Here is a 15,712-nt window from a genome sequence, read left to right as displayed (position 1 = left end):
AACGCAGGTTAAAGCAAAGCATTGGTCGGGCCGCCAATGGAGACTTGTCGTGCCCAAAAAACACCCTGCCATCCCTCGCCCCCAGGCATTGACCGAGGGCGCACTGTCGGCCCTTGAGCGGTTTTCACGCATCGAAGCCGTCAGCGGCATCGTCCTGTTGCTGGCGGCCATTGCAGCGTTGATCTGGGCCAACAGCCCGGCCGCCGCGTCCTACGAACACTTCTGGAACACCCCGATTACCCTCGGGCTGGGCGATTTCAGTGTGTCGCGCTCCCTGCACTTTCTGGTCAATGACGGCCTGATGACCATTTTCTTCCTGGTGGTAGGTGCGGAGATACGTCAGGAAATAAAGGACGGCGCACTCGCCAACCTGAAACTCGCGACCCTGCCGCTGGGCGCCGCACTGGGTGGCGTAGTGATGCCGGCCATTATCTACACCGCGCTCAACCATGGCACCGCCGCCGCGAGTGGCTGGGCCGTGCCCACCGCCACCGACATTGCCTTTGCCGTCGGCGTGCTGGCGCTGTTGGGCAAATCCATCCCCAGCGGTGTACGCGTCCTGCTGCTGGCACTGGCCATTATCGACGACATCGTTGCGATCCTGATCATTGCGGTGTTTTTCACTGCAAGCCTGGACTACATGGGTCTGGTGGTTGCCGCAGGTGGGTTAGCCCTGGTGTTGGTGTTCCAACGAATGGGCATCAGCAAGGCGGCGATCTATCTGCTGCCGGGGGCGATTGTCTGGTTCGGCCTGCTCAAGACCGGCGTGCACCCGACCCTCGCCGGGGTGATCCTGGGCCTGATGACGCCGGTCAGCTCCAAACCGACCACCGAACGCCCACTGGACACCATCGGCCGCACCTTCAACGAACTGATGGATCGCCTCTCGCGACCGGCCGAAGACTCGCACCAGGTCGCCAAGCCGCTCAAGCAACTGCGCGAAGCCCAGCGCGAACTGATGCCGCCGGTGCAGCGCGTGCAGTCGGCGTTGCATCCGTGGGTCGCATTCGGTGTGATGCCGTTGTTCGCCCTGGCCAATGCCGGTGTCAGCTTGCAAGGCTTGAACCTTGAGCATCCGCTGCCCCATGGCGTGTTTATGGGCGTGATCTTCGCCCTGGTGATCGGCAAACCGTTGGGCGTGATGCTGGCGAGCATCACGCTGGTCAAACTCAATATCTGCAAGCTGCCCGACGGAGTCACCTGGAGCGGTGTCGGCCTGGTCGGCCTGCTGGCGGGGATTGGTTTTACCATGTCGATCTTTATCTCGTCCCTGGCCTTCTCCGACCCGGAACTGTTGGCAGCGGCCAAACTGAGTGTGCTGACGGCCTCGACCGTGGCAGCTGTGATTGGCTTGAGCTGGGGCAAACTGAAGTTCTGAGCCCGTCTGCGCGTCCCGCTTTCTGTACTTGCGTACGGGTGACGCAGAGCGTCACGGGATGCATTACCACGCAGAGTGTGGGAACGATCAGTTCTGAGCCGACAATTGCGCAAAAAAAAAGCCCCCGGTCCTTTCAGACCGGGGGCTTTTCTATTCAAACCAACATCAGAACTTCTTGATGTCAGCCTTGGTTTCCAACTGCTTGCGGTAGGCAGCAAAGTCCTGCTGGCCAATACGCGAGGCGAGGAAGCGGCGGTATTGCGCCTTTTCTTCGTCGGTAGGGGCTGCAGCTTCGTTGACGCCGTTCAAGCGCACGATCACCAGGCTACCGTCAGCCAGGGTCACGGTGGTGAAGGTCGGCTTGTCCTTGGCCGCAGGCTTAGGCATGCGGAACAGGGCTTGCAGCACGGCCGGCTCGATCGCTTCAGCGTTACGGGTCGCCGCTTCAGTGACCTTCCAGGCCTGGCCGTCGATCAGCTGGTTCAACGGGGTCTTGCCGTCACGCAGGCTGGCGATCAACTCGTCGGCATGGGTTTTGGCAGCCGCGATGGCGCGCTCTTTGGTCATCTGGGTGCGGATCGCAGCCGACACGCTTTCCAGCGGCAGTTGCGCAGGCTTCAGATGCTCTTTGGCACGCAGCACGATGATGGTTTCCGGGTCCAGCTCGATAGCGCTGCTGTTGGCACCTTCATCCAGCACTTCCGGGCTGAACGCTGCGGTGACCACGGCACGGTTGGCCGCAACACCTTCGCCACCTTCACGGCCAAACGGCGCGGACGTGTGCACGGTCAGCTTCAGGTCGGACGCCGGCTGAGCCAGGTCGGAGGCTTCGAATGCCGCGTCTTCCAATTGCTTGGTCGCTTCGACATAACGCTGCTCGACCTGCTGGGTCTTGAGCTCGCGGGTCAGCTTGTCTTTCAGGCTGGCAAACGATGGCACTTCAGGTGCTTCAACGCCCAACAGCTTGATCAAGTGCCAACCGAAAGTGGTGCGCACCGGCGCCGACACCTGGTCCTTGTTCAAGGCATACAGGGCGGTTTCGAAGTCCGGGTCGTAGACGCCAGGGCCGGCAAAGCCCAAGTCACCGCCATTGTTGGCCGAACCTGGATCCTGGGAGAACTCCTTGGCCAGGGCGTCGAACTTCTCACCCTTGGCCAGGCGTGCCTGGATGTCTTCGATCTTGGCCTTGGCTTGCGCGTCGGTGGTCTTGTCGTTGACTTCGATCAGAATGTGCGCGGCACGACGCTGTTCAGCGAGGTTGGCGGTTTCTTTCTGATAGGCAGCCTGCAGCTCTTCGTCCTTGACGGTGACCTGGTCGAAGAAGGAAGACTTCTTCAGTTCCAGGTAATCGATGACCACTTGGTCCGGGGTCATGAACTCTTTGGCGTGCTTGTCGTAGTAAGCCTTGACCTCATCGTCGGTGAGCTTCACCGCCGCAGGGTCAGTCTTGATGTTGACGGTGGCAAAATCGCGGGTCTGTTTTTCCAGACGGGCGAAAGCCAGCACTTCGGCGTCGGTGACGAAACCGCTGCCGGCGATGCCTGCGCGAACCTGGCCGATCAGCATTTCCTGGGTCAGCATCTGACGGAATTGCATACGGGTGTAGCCCAGCTGACGGATCACCTGGTCAAAGCGTTCGGCACTGAACTTGCCGTCCACCTGGAATTCCGGCGTCTGCAGGATCACTTGGTCCAGCGCAGCTTCAGAGAAGCCGAACTTGGAATCAGCGGCGCCTTGCAGCAACAGCTTGCGATCGATCAGGCCCTTCAGAGCCGCTTCGCGCAGCAGTTTTTCGTCCAGCAGCGAAGCATCGAAATCCTTGCCCAGCTGTTGCATCAGCTGGCGACGTTGCATGTCAACGGCCTGGCCCAGTTCGGTCTGGGTGATTTCTTCACCGTTGACCTTGGCCACGTCCTGCTTGTTGTTACCCGAAGCCTGGAAAATGGCCTCGATACCGGTGAACGCCATCAATGCGACGATGATCCCGATAATGGTCTTGGCAATCCAGCCTTGTGAATTGTCCCTGATATTTTGCAGCATGCGTCCCCCAGAAACGGTTGATCTTCAAAAATTAGGCAACCGTGGAGCGTGGGTAGAGTCCGGATAGAAGAAAGGCGCATCCGAGGATGCGCCTTCTCGTAACTGGCGGAGCGGACGGGGTTTTGAACCAACACCCCAGGCCCTGGCGACCCGATGGATACGTGGGTCAGCTGCCGCTCCGCTGCCAGGCCAGACCTGCGTCTGACCCGGGTAGGCAAGGCTTGAACGAAGCTTAGTTAACCGCTTCTTTCAGGGCTTTACCGGCTTTGAAACCTGGTTTTTTGGCAGCAGCGATTTGCAGTGCTTTGCCAGTCTGTGGGTTACGGCCAGTGCGAGCTGGGCGGTCAGTCACAGAGAAAGTACCGAAGCCTACCAGTACCACGGAGTCGCCGGCCTTCAGAGCGCCAGTGACGGATTCGATTACTGCGTCCAGCGCACGGCCAGCAGCAGCTTTCGGGATATCAGCGGATGCGGCGATAGCATCAATCAGTTCCGACTTGTTCACTCTAAGTCCCCTTATATATCTATTGAGTATGATTCTAAGTTTTTTGGTGAAAGCAAAAACCAGTGCTGAATGGCCTACAGACACTTAAGAGCCGCTTTATAACAAGGGCTCTAAAAAGCTGTCAAGGAAGCCCCCAGGCTCATTCGCATTAATGCGTGCTAATTCTTTCCTTGGAATCGGACTCGCGTTTTTCGTCCTTCGCGACAATCTCCGGAGCCACATCCGGCAAGGGCTCCGGCGCGTATTGCAACGCAATTTGCAGGACCTCGTCAATCCATTTAACCGGTTTAATCTGAAGATCCTGCTTGATATTGTCAGGAATTTCCTTCAAGTCGCGAACATTCTCTTCCGGAATGATCACGGTCTTGATACCGCCTCGGTGTGCAGCGAGCAATTTCTCTTTCAGACCACCGATGGCCAATACCTGACCCCGCAGGGTAATTTCCCCGGTCATCGCCACATCGGCACGCACAGGAATGCCAGTCAGTGCCGACACCAGTGCCGTGCACATGCCTACACCGGCGCTAGGGCCGTCTTTGGGGGTCGCCCCTTCCGGCATGTGGATGTGGGTGTCGTGCTTCTCGTGGAAGTCCAGGGGGATCCCCAGGCTCTTGGCGCGGCTGCGCACCACGGTCTGCGCGGCGGTGATCGATTCGACCATCACATCACCCAACGAACCGGTCTTGATAAGCTGGCCTTTGCCCGGGATAACCGCCGCTTCGATGGTCAGCAGTTCGCCGCCCACCTGGGTCCACGCCAAGCCCGTCACCTGCCCTACCTGATCCTGCTGCTCAGCCAGGCCGTAACGGAATTTCTTCACGCCCAGGAAGTGCTCCAGGGAATCGGCAACCACCTTCACCGAGAAGCGTTTTTCCAGCGAGTGCTCCTTGACCGCTTTGCGGCAGATCTTCGCAATCTGACGCTCAAGGCCACGCACACCGGCTTCGCGGGTGTAGTAACGCACGATGTCGCGGATCGCTTCGACGTCAAATTCGATCTCGCCCTTTTTCAGGCCATTGGCCGAAATCTGCTTGGGCGCGAGGTATTTGACGGCGATGTTGATCTTCTCGTCTTCGGTGTAACCCGGCAGACGAATCACCTCCATCCGGTCCAGCAGGGCTGGCGGGATGTTCATGGAGTTGGAGGTGCACAGGAACATTACGTCGGACAAGTCGTAGTCGACTTCCAGGTAATGGTCGTTGAAATTGTGGTTCTGCTCGGGGTCGAGCACTTCGAGCAACGCCGAGGCCGGATCGCCACGCATGTCGCTGCCCATTTTGTCGATTTCATCGAGCAGGAACAGCGGGTTGCGCACACCCACCTTCGTCATCTTTTGAATCAATCTTCCTGGCATCGAACCGATGTACGTACGGCGATGGCCACGAATTTCCGCTTCATCACGCACACCGCCAAGGGCCATGCGCACAAACTTACGGTTGGTGGCACTGGCAATCGACTCGGCCAGGGAAGTTTTACCTACACCCGGAGGCCCGACCAGGCACAACACCGGGCCACGAATTTTCTTCACGCGCTTTTGCACGGCGAGGTATTCGAGGATGCGTTCTTTGACTTCTTCGAGGCCGTAGTGGTCGGCGTCAAGGATCTCTTCGGCACGGGCCAGGTCCAGGCGCACTTTGGTCTGAGCTTTCCACGGCACCTGCACCAGCCAGTCGATGTAGGAACGCACCACGGTGGCTTCGGCCGACATTGGCGACATTTGCTTGAGCTTGTTCAGCTCAGCCATGGCCTTGGTCAGGGCGTCTTTAGGCAGGCCGGCGGCGTCGATGCGCTTTTTCAGCTCTTCGACTTCGTTGTGGCCTTCTTCGCTGTCGCCGAGTTCTTTCTGAATGGCCTTCATCTGCTCATTCAGGTAGTACTCGCGCTGGCTGCGCTCCATTTGTTTCTTCACGCGACCACGGATGCGCTTCTCAACCTGCAGCAGGTCGATTTCACCATCCAGCAGCGCCAGCACGTGTTCAACACGGGCCGGCAGGTCGATGATTTCGAGGATGTCCTGCTTCTGCTCGATCTTGAGCGCCATGTGCGCGGCCATGGTGTCGACCAGGCGGCTTGGCTCATCGATGCTGTTGAGGGACGACAGCACTTCAGCCGGGACTTTCTTGCCCAGTTGCACATACTGCTCGAACTGCGAGAGCAGGCTGCGCACAAACACTTCGGATTCGCGCTCAGGGGCTTCGACTTCGTCGATCAGCGCCACTTCGGCGCGCAGGTGACCGTCCACCTCCATGAAGCGCTCGACCGCACCACGCTGCTCGCCTTCGACCAGCACCTTGACGGTGCCATCGGGCAACTTGAGCAATTGCAGAACAGTCGCAACGGTACCGACCCGATACAGGGCATCTTCGCCTGGATCATCATCAGCAGGATTCTTCTGGGCCAACAGCAGGATCTGCTTGTCGCCCGTCATCGCAGCCTCGAGGGCTTCGATAGACTTCTCGCGCCCCACGAACAGCGGGATAACCATGTGCGGATAGACGACGACATCACGCAACGGCAGGAGAGGCAATTCAATGGTTGTCTTCATGATTTCGCCTCTATGACAGTTGAAAAATTAGCTTGAAACCAAGATGGGGGCTGTACGCAAAAAAAACAAGCTCAATGCCAGCAGTTAAACGCATGAATAAACGCGAATTTAACCGCAAAACACAAACCGCCCCGAAAAACCGCCACATAAAAAGAAAGGGCCTCGAAAGGCCCTTGCTTGTACTGCGACGGCTTGACGCTTACGCGTCAGGTGCAACCTTGGCAGCCGGCTCACTGTTTTCGTAGATATACAGTGGCTTGGATTTGCCTTCGATAACGCTTTCGTCGATCACCACCTTGCTCACCTCGGATTGCGAGGGGATTTCGTACATGGTGTCGAGCAACACGCCTTCGAGGATCGAACGCAGGCCACGTGCACCGGTCTTGCGCTCCAGTGCCCGCTTGGCCACTGATTTGAGCGCGTCGGTACGGAACTCGAGGTCTACACCTTCCATCTCGAACAGCTTGGCGTATTGCTTGGTCAGGGCGTTTTTCGGCTCGGTGAGGATCTGAATCAGAGCAGCCTCATCCAGCTCGTCCAACGTGGCCAGGACCGGCAGACGGCCAACGAATTCCGGGATCAGACCGAACTTGACCAGATCGTCAGGCTCGACTTCACGCAGGGACTCGCCCACCTTCTTGCCTTCTTCCTTGCTGCGCACTTCTGCACCGAAGCCGATGCCGCCACGGGTGGAACGTTGCTGAATAACCTTTTCCAGCCCCGAGAAAGCACCGCCACAGATGAACAGGATGTTGCGCGTATCAACCTGAAGGAATTCCTGCTGCGGGTGCTTGCGGCCGCCTTGTGGCGGTACGGAAGCAACCGTGCCTTCGATCAGTTTCAACAGGGCTTGCTGCACGCCTTCACCGGAAACGTCCCGAGTGATCGACGGGTTGTCGGACTTGCGCGAAATCTTGTCGATTTCGTCGATGTAGACAATACCCATCTGGGCCTTCTCTACGTCGTAGTCGCACTTTTGCAGCAGCTTCTGAATGATGTTCTCGACATCTTCACCCACGTAGCCAGCCTCGGTGAGGGTGGTGGCGTCGGCGATGGTGAATGGAACGTTCAGCAGACGAGCGAGGGTTTCTGCAAGCAGGGTTTTACCCGAGCCTGTAGGACCAATCAGCAAGATGTTGCTCTTGCCGAGTTCGACTTCGTCGCCTTTCTTGTCACGCTGGTTCAAGCGCTTGTAGTGGTTGTACACCGCTACCGCCAAAACCTTTTTTGCACGCTCTTGACCAATCACATACTGATCAAGGATGCCGCTGATTTCTTTAGGCGAAGGCAATTTATGCGCGCTGCTCTCGGCCTGGGCTTCCTGCACCTCCTCGCGGATGATGTCATTGCACAGGTCGACGCACTCGTCGCAGATAAACACCGAGGGGCCGGCAATCAATTTGCGTACTTCATGCTGGCTTTTGCCGCAGAAGGAGCAATAGAGCAGCTTGCCGTTGTCCTCGCCGTTGCGGGTGTCAGTCATTCGTTCGATCCAAATCCGATAGGCTTGCAACACAAGATGAAGGCTTATGCGGGCTTTTTCAAGCCCGCCGGTGGTCGGACATGCCGACCAGCCTTATTTTGAGGTGCTTATATTAAGCGGGGCGCTTTTCGATCACTGCGTCGATCAACCCGTATTCACGAGCAGCTTCAGCGCTCATGAAATTGTCGCGGTTGGTATCACGCTCGATTTCTTCCAGGGTGTGCCCGCTGTGTTTGGCCATCAGCGTGTTCAGACGCTCACGAATAAACAGGATTTCCTTGGCGTGGATTTCGATGTCCGATGCCTGGCCCTGGAAACCGCCCAACGGCTGGTGAATCATCACGCGCGAGTTCGGCAGGCAGTAACGCTTGCCCTCGGCACCTGCGGTCAGCAGGAAAGCGCCCATGCTGCAGGCCTGGCCGATGCACGTGGTCGACACGTTTGGCTTGATGAACTGCATGGTGTCGTAGATCGACATGCCTGCAGTAACCGAGCCGCCCGGGGAGTTGATGTAAAGATGGATGTCCTTGTCCGGGTTTTCCGCTTCAAGGAACAGCAGTTGCGCGCAGATCAGGTTGGCCATGTAGTCCTCTACCGGGCCGACCAGAAAAATCACTCGCTCCTTGAGCAGGCGCGAGTAGATGTCATAGGCGCGTTCGCCACGAGCAGATTGCTCGACAACCATCGGGACCAAGCCGCCAGCGGCCTGGATATCAGAGTTCTGCTGAATATAGGAATTACGGAACATGCTCTGCAGTTACTCCCAAATAGTCATGTCTTGAAAACGCATAAGCCAGCGCGAGGCTGGCTTATGGTTATATTTCGAACGAGTTGGACAATCAGTCGGCTTGTGCTGCTTCCGCCGGTTTGACTGCTTCTTCGTAAGAGACCGCTTTGTCGGTCACCTTAGCCTTCTGCAGAACAGTATCCACAACTTGTTCTTCCAGCACAACCGAACGTACTTCGTTCAGTTGCTGGTCGTTCTTGTAGTACCAAGCCACGACCTGCTCAGGCTCCTGGTAGGCCGAAGCCATTTCCTGGATCATTTCGCGAACGCGATCTTCGTCAGGCTTGAGGTCGAATTGCTTGACCACTTCAGCCACGACCAGACCCAGCACAACGCGGCGCTTGGCTTGCTCTTCGAACAGCTCGGCCGGCAGCTGGTCAGGCTTGATGTTGCCACCGAACTGCTGAACCGCTTGAACGCGCAGGCGATCCACTTCGTTGGACAGCAGTGCCTTCGGCACTTCGATCGGGTTGGCGGCCAGCAGACCATCCATCACCTGGTTCTTGACCTTGGACTTGATGGCCTGACGCAGCTCACGCTCCATGTTCTTGCGAACTTCGGTACGGAAGCCGTCGATGCCGGTTTCCTTGATACCGAACTGGGCGAAGAATTCTTCGTTCAGCTCAGGCAGCTTAGGCTCGGAAACACTGTTGACGGTCACGGTGAACTCGGCGGCTTTGCCGGCCAGGTCCAGGTTCTGGTAGTCAGCAGGGAAAGTCAGGTTCAGAACGCGCTCTTCACCGGCCTTGGCGCCAACCAGGCCGTCTTCGAAGCCCGGGATCATGCGGTTGGAACCCAGCACCAGCTGGGTGCCCTTGGCGGAGCCGCCAGCGAATGCTTCGCCGTCAACCTTGCCAACGAAATCGATGTTCAGCTGGTCTTCGTTCTGGGCGGCACGGTCGGCCACTTCAAAACGGGTGTTCTGCTTGCGCAGGATTTCCAGCATGTTGTCCAGGTCGGCATCTGCCACGTCAGCGCTCAGGCGCTCAACGGCGATGTCTTCGAAACCGGCAACGGTGAATTCCGGGAACACTTCGAATACGGCAACGTATTCCAGGTCTTTACCGGCTTCCAGGGACTTAGGCTCGATCGAAGGCGAACCCGCTGGGTTCAGCTTGTGCTCGACAACGGCTTCGTAGAAGGAAGCCTGGATCACGTCACCAACAGCTTCCTGACGCGCATCGGCACCAAAACGACGCTTGATTTCGCTCATTGGCACTTTGCCTGGACGGAAACCAGCGATCTTGGCCTTTTGGGCAGTCTGCTGCAGACGCTTGTTGACCGCAGTCTCAATACGCTCTGCCGGCACGGTGATGCTCAGGCGGCGCTCGATGGCAGTAGTATTTTCAACAGAAACTTGCATGGATATTCCTCGTTGCACAGACGTTAGCCGGCCGTTTCCGACCCCAGAATCAAGGGCATGCATTCTAGTGGGTCAAACTCAAGAAGTCACCCTACTGAAAACGGGTGGAAAAACAGCAGGCCATTTATAGGTTCAAGTGCACGCATGCACCTCATCCCGTTAGCAAATACAGCGCATCACGCCAGGGCTCTAGCGCCAGCCCTTCTATATATAGAAGAGGTTGGATGCACACCCCGGCGAGCGACCCTGCAAGCAAGGTCGAAGGGTGTGGCAGCAGCATCGAGAAACACAAATACGATGAAACGCCCTACCCCGGAAACTCAAAACACTCAAACAAAAACGGCACAGCCCTTTTTCAGGTACTGCGCCGTTATTCGCTATTAAATAGCTGTACCGACCCTTATATAGCCGCGGATCAGTTCTACACGCTCAAAACCGGCAACGATTCTAACGCCAAGGCATTGAGAATGCTTGTTTTTTCTTGACGTCAATCAACGCCACAGGCCTGATGCCGGTCGATGGCGGCAAAAACCCGACTGCGCGCCCGATGCAGCAGCACCCGCGCATTGCACAGACTGACGCCCAGCAACTCGGCAATCTCCTCAAGCTCAAGCCCTACCCGCTCACGCAGCACAAGCGCAGCGCTCTGAAGCGTCGACAGTTCCTGCAACGCGCGCTCGATACAGGCGCGCAGTTCGTCTTCACTGACCAGCGCCTCGGGCGTATCTTCATGCCAGCCCGCCGGTGCCGACAGCCACTGGCCACTGGCGGCGCAAAAGCGCTCCTGACCCTGCGAGTCATCGAAAAACACTTCGCGCCGACTCCGACCATAGCGGCCCTTGGCTTTATTGGCCGTAATCGTCAGCACCCAGGTCTTGAGGCTGGAGCGCCCCTGAAAACCACTCAGCCCGCGCACAATCGCCAACCAGGCATCCTGCACCACATCATCGACATGCCGATGCCCGGCGATCGCCGAAGCCACCGCACGCATGGCGCCCTGATGGGTTTTAACCAGGTCGCAATAGGCCGATTGCTCCCCCAACAGCAGGCGCCCGAGCAAATGCGCCTCGCCAACCGCCATTCCCTGACTTTGATCCTGCTGTTGTGCCAACATTTTTCAGACCCTCCACGTAGCAGCGGATGAGGATCCAGGCCCATCCACGGCCATCCTCGTCAGTACATACGCGGCAGGGCATTTTTTGGATGCAAAAAAAAGCGCCAGATCATTGATCTGGCGCTTTTTAAAATATGGGGTGGACGAAGGGGATCGAACCCTCGACAACGGGAGTCACAATCCCGTGCTCTACCAACTGAGCTACGCCCACCATATTGCTTCAACAAGGAACTCGAACACCTTCCTTGTCTGGCCTCACCCTGCCTGATGGCTGGGTGACGCTTAATTGGTGCGGATGAAGAGACTCGAACTCTTACGCCTCGCGGCGCTGGAACCTAAATCCAGTGTGTCTACCAATTCCACCACATCCGCGCTTGAAACTCTTAAAGCAAAGGCGCCAGATGATTAATCTGGCGCCTTTCTAAATATGGGGTGGACGAAGGGGATCGAACCCTCGACAACGGGAGTCACAATCCCGTGCTCTACCAACTGAGCTACGCCCACCATATAGCGCTACTTGTGCCAAAGCTGCCTAATGGCGCACCCGGCAGGACTCGAACCTGCGACCATCCGCTTAGAAGGCGGATGCTCTATCCAGCTGAGCTACGGGCGCCTTATTAATCTGTACTCGTTGAAGATTACAAACTAAATGCTTCCAGCCTTGCAGAACAGCTCTATCTGCTCGACCTTCTTAACCAGTGCTAGGCTGTGCCCGACAAGTGCGACGAATAGTATAGACGGCCTTGATACCCGTCAAATCTTTTTTGAAAAAAACTGATTTTATTTAAGGGGTTAGGGCAATTTGCAGACCAAGCGCCTTTGCCCTCACGTCATGGCGTGCGAGAATGCGCGCACTTTTCTTCCCCCTCTCGATGGTTAATCACGCGTAATGACTGCACAACTTATCGACGGCAAATCAATCGCCGCCAGCCTGCGCCAGCAGATCGCCAAACGAGTCACCGAGCGCCGCCTGCAAGGTCTGCGCACGCCTGGCCTCGCGGTGATCCTGGTCGGCAGCGATCCTGCCTCTCAGGTTTATGTCTCGCACAAGCGTAAAGACTGTGAAGAGGTCGGCTTTATTTCCAAGGCCTACGACTTGCCTTGCGAGACCACCCAGCAGGCGCTTACCGACCTGATCGACGGCCTCAACGACGACCCGGCCATTGACGGTATCCTGCTGCAACTGCCACTGCCCGAGCACCTGGACGCCTCCAAACTGTTGGAGCGCATCCGCCCGGACAAAGACGTCGACGGCTTCCACCCCTATAACGTCGGCCGCCTGGCCCAACGCATCCCGCTGCTGCGCCCCTGCACCCCGAAGGGCATCATGACCCTGCTGGAGAGCACCGGCGTCGATCTGTACGGTCTGGATGCCGTAGTCGTTGGTGCCTCCAACATTGTTGGCCGCCCGATGGCCATGGAGCTGCTGCTGGCCGGCTGCACCGTGACTGTCACCCACCGTTTCACCAAAGACCTCGCCGGCCATGTTGGCCGTGCCGACCTGGTGGTGGTTGCCGCGGGCAAGCCGGGCCTGGTCAAGGGCGAGTGGATCAAGGAAGGCGCGATCGTGATCGATGTGGGCATCAACCGTCAGGACGACGGCAAGCTGGTCGGCGACGTGGTGTACGAAACCGCCCTGCCCCGTGCCGGCTGGATCACCCCGGTACCCGGCGGTGTCGGCCCGATGACCCGTGCGTGCCTGCTGGAAAACACCCTGTATGCCGCAGAAAGCCTGCACGGCTAATAACCTGCCGTACTGAAAAAGCCCTGCCTTATCGCAGGGCTTTTTATTGAACGGCTAAAAACCCTTTTTTCTTAGTTTTTAAGCACTTTCGTCTGGATCTAGAAGAACATTCGACAGTTCTTCGTCCATACTCCTAAAATGTAACGGCATTTATCAAAAAACCGTTCTCGAACGGCATTTTCCTTACTTTTTTAGCGAGTTCACCCGCGTGAAAATTCGTCTCTCTCTTGTCAGCCTATTTTTTGCACTTACAGGCACCTTCGCGCACGCCAGCGAAACCACCCTCGCCCCGCGTGATACTTCAAAACTGCAGATTGCTTCCGGCAGCGCCATCCTGGTCGACCTGCAGACCAACAAAGTCATCTATTCCAGCAACCCCGACGTGGTGGTGCCGATTGCCTCCGTCAGCAAGCTGATGACCGGCCTGATCGTGCTCGAAGCCAAACAGAACATGGATGAGTACATCGACATCAACATCAAGGACACGCCAGAAATGAAAGGCGTGTTCTCCCGGGTGAAAATCGGCAGCGAAATGCCGCGCAAGGAAATGCTGCTGATCGCCCTGATGTCCTCGGAAAACCGCGCCGCCGCCAGCCTGGCCCACCACTACCCGGGCGGCTACCCGGCGTTTATTGCAGCGATGAACGCCAAGGCCAAGGCACTGGGCATGACCAGCACGCACTACGTGGAGCCCACCGGCCTGTCGATTCACAACGTGTCCACCGCCCGCGACCTGAGCAAGCTGCTGGCCGCCGCGCGTAAATACCCGATGCTGAGCCAACTGAGCACCACCAAGGAAAAGACCGTGGCGTTCCGCAAGCCCAACTACACCTTGGGTTTCTCCAACACCGATCACCTGATCAACCGCGCCAACTGGGATATCAAGCTGACCAAGACCGGCTTCACCAACCAGGCCGGCCACTGCCTGGTGCTGGTGACCAGCATGGGCAACCGCCCGGTGTCGCTGGTGATCCTTGATGCGTTCGGCAAGTTCACCCACTTTGCCGATGCCACGCGTATCCGCAACTGGGTCGAAACCGGGCGCGGCGGTTCGGTGCCGGACGTGGCCTTGCGCTACAAGGCCGACAAGAACCTGAAGAATCGCCCGAACGCCGCTGAAGTACGCCGCTGAATAATGTGGGAGCTGGCTATAGCCTTCAGCGTTTTTACTTTCTTTCCGCCAATACCTTGAGCGCCTGCGCAGCCGCCTGCTCCTGCCCTGCCTGCGCCGTGGCATTGGCAGAATCGCGCCAGCGCTGCACATCCACATTCGCCGGCAACTGGCTCGGGCGCTGGGTCAAAATCGCCCAGTGCCCCGCGCTCTTCCACGCCGACTCAAAATTACTGAAGCTCATCAACAGCCGTCGGTCCATGCCCGAGCGCAGCAGCACGGTGCTTTTCTGCTGATTGAACCCCACCACCACAACATAACGCGTGCCCGACCACATGCTCGGGTTGATCCGCGCCATCACCGGGTAACCCGCCGCCACTTGCGCCAGCACGGCCGTCAGCTGGCTGTCCAGCGGGTACACCATCAGCCCGTATTCACGCGCCAGCACCTGCATATTGCGCTCAAGGTTCGCCTCGCCACCCGGTAAGTGCAGCGGTTTGTCCAGCAAGCCGGGTGTCATGACAATGCCTTGTTGCGACAGCATGCTGGCTAAAGCTGAAGGACCGCTCTGATAGGCCTCGCTGCGATACGCCGGCACACCCGTGAGTTCAACGCGCTCCGGCAACCCCGCCAGTTTCGACGGGTGCCCGGAACACGCCGCCAGCCCGAGGGCGCACGCCAGCAGCAAGGAGGTTTTAACGTTCGAGCGTAAGCGCAATTTTTTACTCTCTTGATCAACGGCCGGTAAGGGCCCAGATCATAGCCCAATCGCGTTTAGGGAGTAGCGACAGGCTGCTGATATAGCCAACAAGTTGGACCGATTCGACCATTGGTCAATAGCACGCAACCGTCAGCTGGCTAGACTGTCCATTGAGAAGACTGTGTGTGCCCCCAGCGGGGCGAAAGGAGGCCAGAATGAGCCTTGCAACAACGATTTTCCTGTTGGTCTGCGGTTGGCTGTCAGTAGCCGCCGCCATGCTGTGGGGCGTGATGCGCGTAACGCGTCGGCATCACCACCCCCATGTCACACCGGCTGCACCCGCCAAGCCGCACAAGGCCGCGGTGCATCACGCCTAGCCAGGCATGCAACTGAAGTCTTGAGTCGCGGCCACTTCCTTGCCGCGACCGTCCTTGAGCACGGCACGCACGGTGGTGCCCAGGCTGGATTCCACCAGCGTGTAGTGCTCACCCGCCTTGAAGTTCTTGTACTCGACCCGGCCCTGGCAGTCTTGCTGGTTGTCGTCGCCCGGCTCTTCTTCAAACAGTGTCACATCCAAACGATGGTCCCCCGGCGTCACTTCAAAATAGCGACCGTCATCCACGCGGTGGCCATCGACGCGCTCGGCCATCAGGTCATTTGGCGCTTCTTCCTTCAGACCAATCCACGCCTCGCTCGGGTCAGCTTTAGGGATGGGGCCGGCGCAGGCTGACAACAACAAAACAACACCAAGCGCGGGGATCAACAACAGAGGTTTGAATGACATGGCAGGGCTCCAAAGGGCTTCAGTAAAAAAGGTTGGAAGCGATTCAACTGTATCGCCGCCGATGGGTTACAAGCTTGGAGAGCGGCCTTATGTAGAACAAATGAATACATATGAAACGATCTTCAGCCGTTAACTAAATGTTCCTTCACCTGGCTGAA

The 15,712-nt window shown here is 57.7% G+C and carries 14 protein-coding genes and 4 tRNA genes; 5 read left to right on the top strand and 13 right to left on the bottom strand.

Features of this window, described 5'->3' with window-relative positions:
- Positions 1-49: 49 nt before the first annotated feature.
- On the top strand, positions 50-1,378 hold the full coding sequence (nhaA, locus tag HBO41_RS25280; protein WP_099550020.1) for a Na+/H+ antiporter NhaA: 1,329 nt from the start codon (positions 50-52) through the stop codon (positions 1,376-1,378).
- 165 nt (positions 1,379-1,543) lie between these two features.
- Here nhaA and HBO41_RS25275 read toward each other — a convergent pair whose 3' ends face one another.
- The 6 genes from HBO41_RS25275 to tig form a co-directional block, all read right to left on the bottom strand.
- Entirely contained in the window at positions 1,544-3,418 is a 1,875-nt protein-coding gene (locus HBO41_RS25275; RefSeq protein ID WP_169988169.1) for a SurA N-terminal domain-containing protein, read from the bottom strand.
- A 232-nt stretch (positions 3,419-3,650) separates the two neighbouring features.
- Positions 3,651-3,923 (bottom strand): HU family DNA-binding protein, encoded by a 273-nt coding sequence (locus HBO41_RS25270; RefSeq protein WP_003174819.1) that lies wholly within the window; start codon positions 3,921-3,923, stop codon positions 3,651-3,653.
- 148 nt (positions 3,924-4,071) lie between these two features.
- Positions 4,072-6,468: an endopeptidase La gene (gene lon, locus HBO41_RS25265; protein ID WP_017136465.1), complete on the bottom strand. Its 2,397-nt coding sequence runs from the start codon at positions 6,466-6,468 to the stop codon at positions 4,072-4,074.
- A 199-nt stretch (positions 6,469-6,667) separates the two neighbouring features.
- Entirely contained in the window at positions 6,668-7,951 is a 1,284-nt protein-coding gene (gene clpX, locus HBO41_RS25260) for an ATP-dependent Clp protease ATP-binding subunit ClpX (protein WP_169988167.1), read from the bottom strand.
- A gap of 112 nt (positions 7,952-8,063) precedes the next feature.
- A complete protein-coding gene (gene clpP, locus HBO41_RS25255) occupies positions 8,064-8,699 on the bottom strand; it encodes an ATP-dependent Clp endopeptidase proteolytic subunit ClpP (RefSeq protein ID WP_003174822.1) in 636 nt (211 codons plus the stop codon).
- A 91-nt stretch (positions 8,700-8,790) separates the two neighbouring features.
- Positions 8,791-10,101 (bottom strand): trigger factor, encoded by a 1,311-nt coding sequence (tig, locus tag HBO41_RS25250; protein WP_017136463.1) that lies wholly within the window; start codon positions 10,099-10,101, stop codon positions 8,791-8,793.
- A gap of 224 nt (positions 10,102-10,325) precedes the next feature.
- Here tig and HBO41_RS25245 point away from each other — a divergent pair, with 224 nt between their 5' ends.
- Positions 10,326-10,586 (top strand): hypothetical protein, encoded by a 261-nt coding sequence (locus HBO41_RS25245; protein WP_032865532.1) that lies wholly within the window; start codon positions 10,326-10,328, stop codon positions 10,584-10,586.
- A gap of 2 nt (positions 10,587-10,588) precedes the next feature.
- On the opposite strand, the gene HBO41_RS25240 is transcribed toward HBO41_RS25245, so the two are convergent.
- The 5 genes from HBO41_RS25240 to HBO41_RS25220 all read right to left on the bottom strand — a co-directional run bounded on the left by HBO41_RS25240 (position 10,589) and on the right by HBO41_RS25220 (position 11,828).
- Complete coding sequence (locus HBO41_RS25240) at positions 10,589-11,182, bottom strand: RNA polymerase sigma factor (RefSeq protein WP_099550018.1); 594 nt, start codon at positions 11,180-11,182, stop codon at positions 10,589-10,591.
- Positions 11,183-11,350: 168 nt separating this feature from the next.
- A tRNA-His gene (locus HBO41_RS25235) sits at positions 11,351-11,426 on the bottom strand.
- A gap of 76 nt (positions 11,427-11,502) precedes the next feature.
- Positions 11,503-11,587, bottom strand: a tRNA-Leu gene (locus HBO41_RS25230).
- 56 nt (positions 11,588-11,643) lie between these two features.
- Positions 11,644-11,719: transfer RNA gene (locus tag HBO41_RS25225), tRNA-His, on the bottom strand.
- Between the two features lie 32 nt (positions 11,720-11,751).
- A tRNA-Arg gene (locus HBO41_RS25220) sits at positions 11,752-11,828 on the bottom strand.
- A gap of 276 nt (positions 11,829-12,104) precedes the next feature.
- On the opposite strand from HBO41_RS25220, the gene folD reads away from it, so the two are divergent.
- Together folD and pbpG are read left to right on the top strand one after the other, a co-directional pair.
- On the top strand, positions 12,105-12,959 hold the full coding sequence (gene folD, locus HBO41_RS25215; RefSeq protein ID WP_169988164.1) for a bifunctional methylenetetrahydrofolate dehydrogenase/methenyltetrahydrofolate cyclohydrolase FolD: 855 nt from the start codon (positions 12,105-12,107) through the stop codon (positions 12,957-12,959).
- A 208-nt stretch (positions 12,960-13,167) separates the two neighbouring features.
- Positions 13,168-14,091, top strand: a complete 924-nt coding sequence (gene pbpG, locus HBO41_RS25210; RefSeq protein ID WP_169988161.1) for a D-alanyl-D-alanine endopeptidase — start codon at positions 13,168-13,170, stop codon at positions 14,089-14,091.
- A gap of 34 nt (positions 14,092-14,125) precedes the next feature.
- Here pbpG and HBO41_RS25205 read toward each other — a convergent pair whose 3' ends face one another.
- Positions 14,126-14,788, bottom strand: coding sequence for a peptidase C39 family protein (locus HBO41_RS25205; protein WP_017136459.1), 663 nt, complete (start codon positions 14,786-14,788; stop codon positions 14,126-14,128).
- Positions 14,789-14,985: 197 nt separating this feature from the next.
- On the opposite strand from HBO41_RS25205, the gene HBO41_RS25200 reads away from it, so the two are divergent.
- A complete protein-coding gene (locus tag HBO41_RS25200) occupies positions 14,986-15,147 on the top strand; it encodes a hypothetical protein (protein WP_017136458.1) in 162 nt (53 codons plus the stop codon).
- Here the strand turns inward: HBO41_RS25200 and HBO41_RS25195 are convergent.
- The gene (locus HBO41_RS25195; RefSeq protein WP_138450370.1) at positions 15,144-15,554 is read right to left on the bottom strand and encodes a hypothetical protein; all 411 of its coding nucleotides are present in this window, start codon (positions 15,552-15,554) and stop codon (positions 15,144-15,146) included. The genes HBO41_RS25200 and HBO41_RS25195 overlap by 4 nt on opposite strands.
- Positions 15,555-15,712: the final 158 nt, after the last annotated feature.

Origin of the sequence: Pseudomonas sp. WS 5146 (genome assembly GCF_012985495.1) — a bacterium.
Lineage (GTDB): Bacteria > Pseudomonadota > Gammaproteobacteria > Pseudomonadales > Pseudomonadaceae > Aquipseudomonas > Aquipseudomonas edaphica.
The sequence above is the reverse complement of the archived record's forward strand: the minus strand, read 5'-3'. Positions and strand labels throughout refer to the sequence as shown.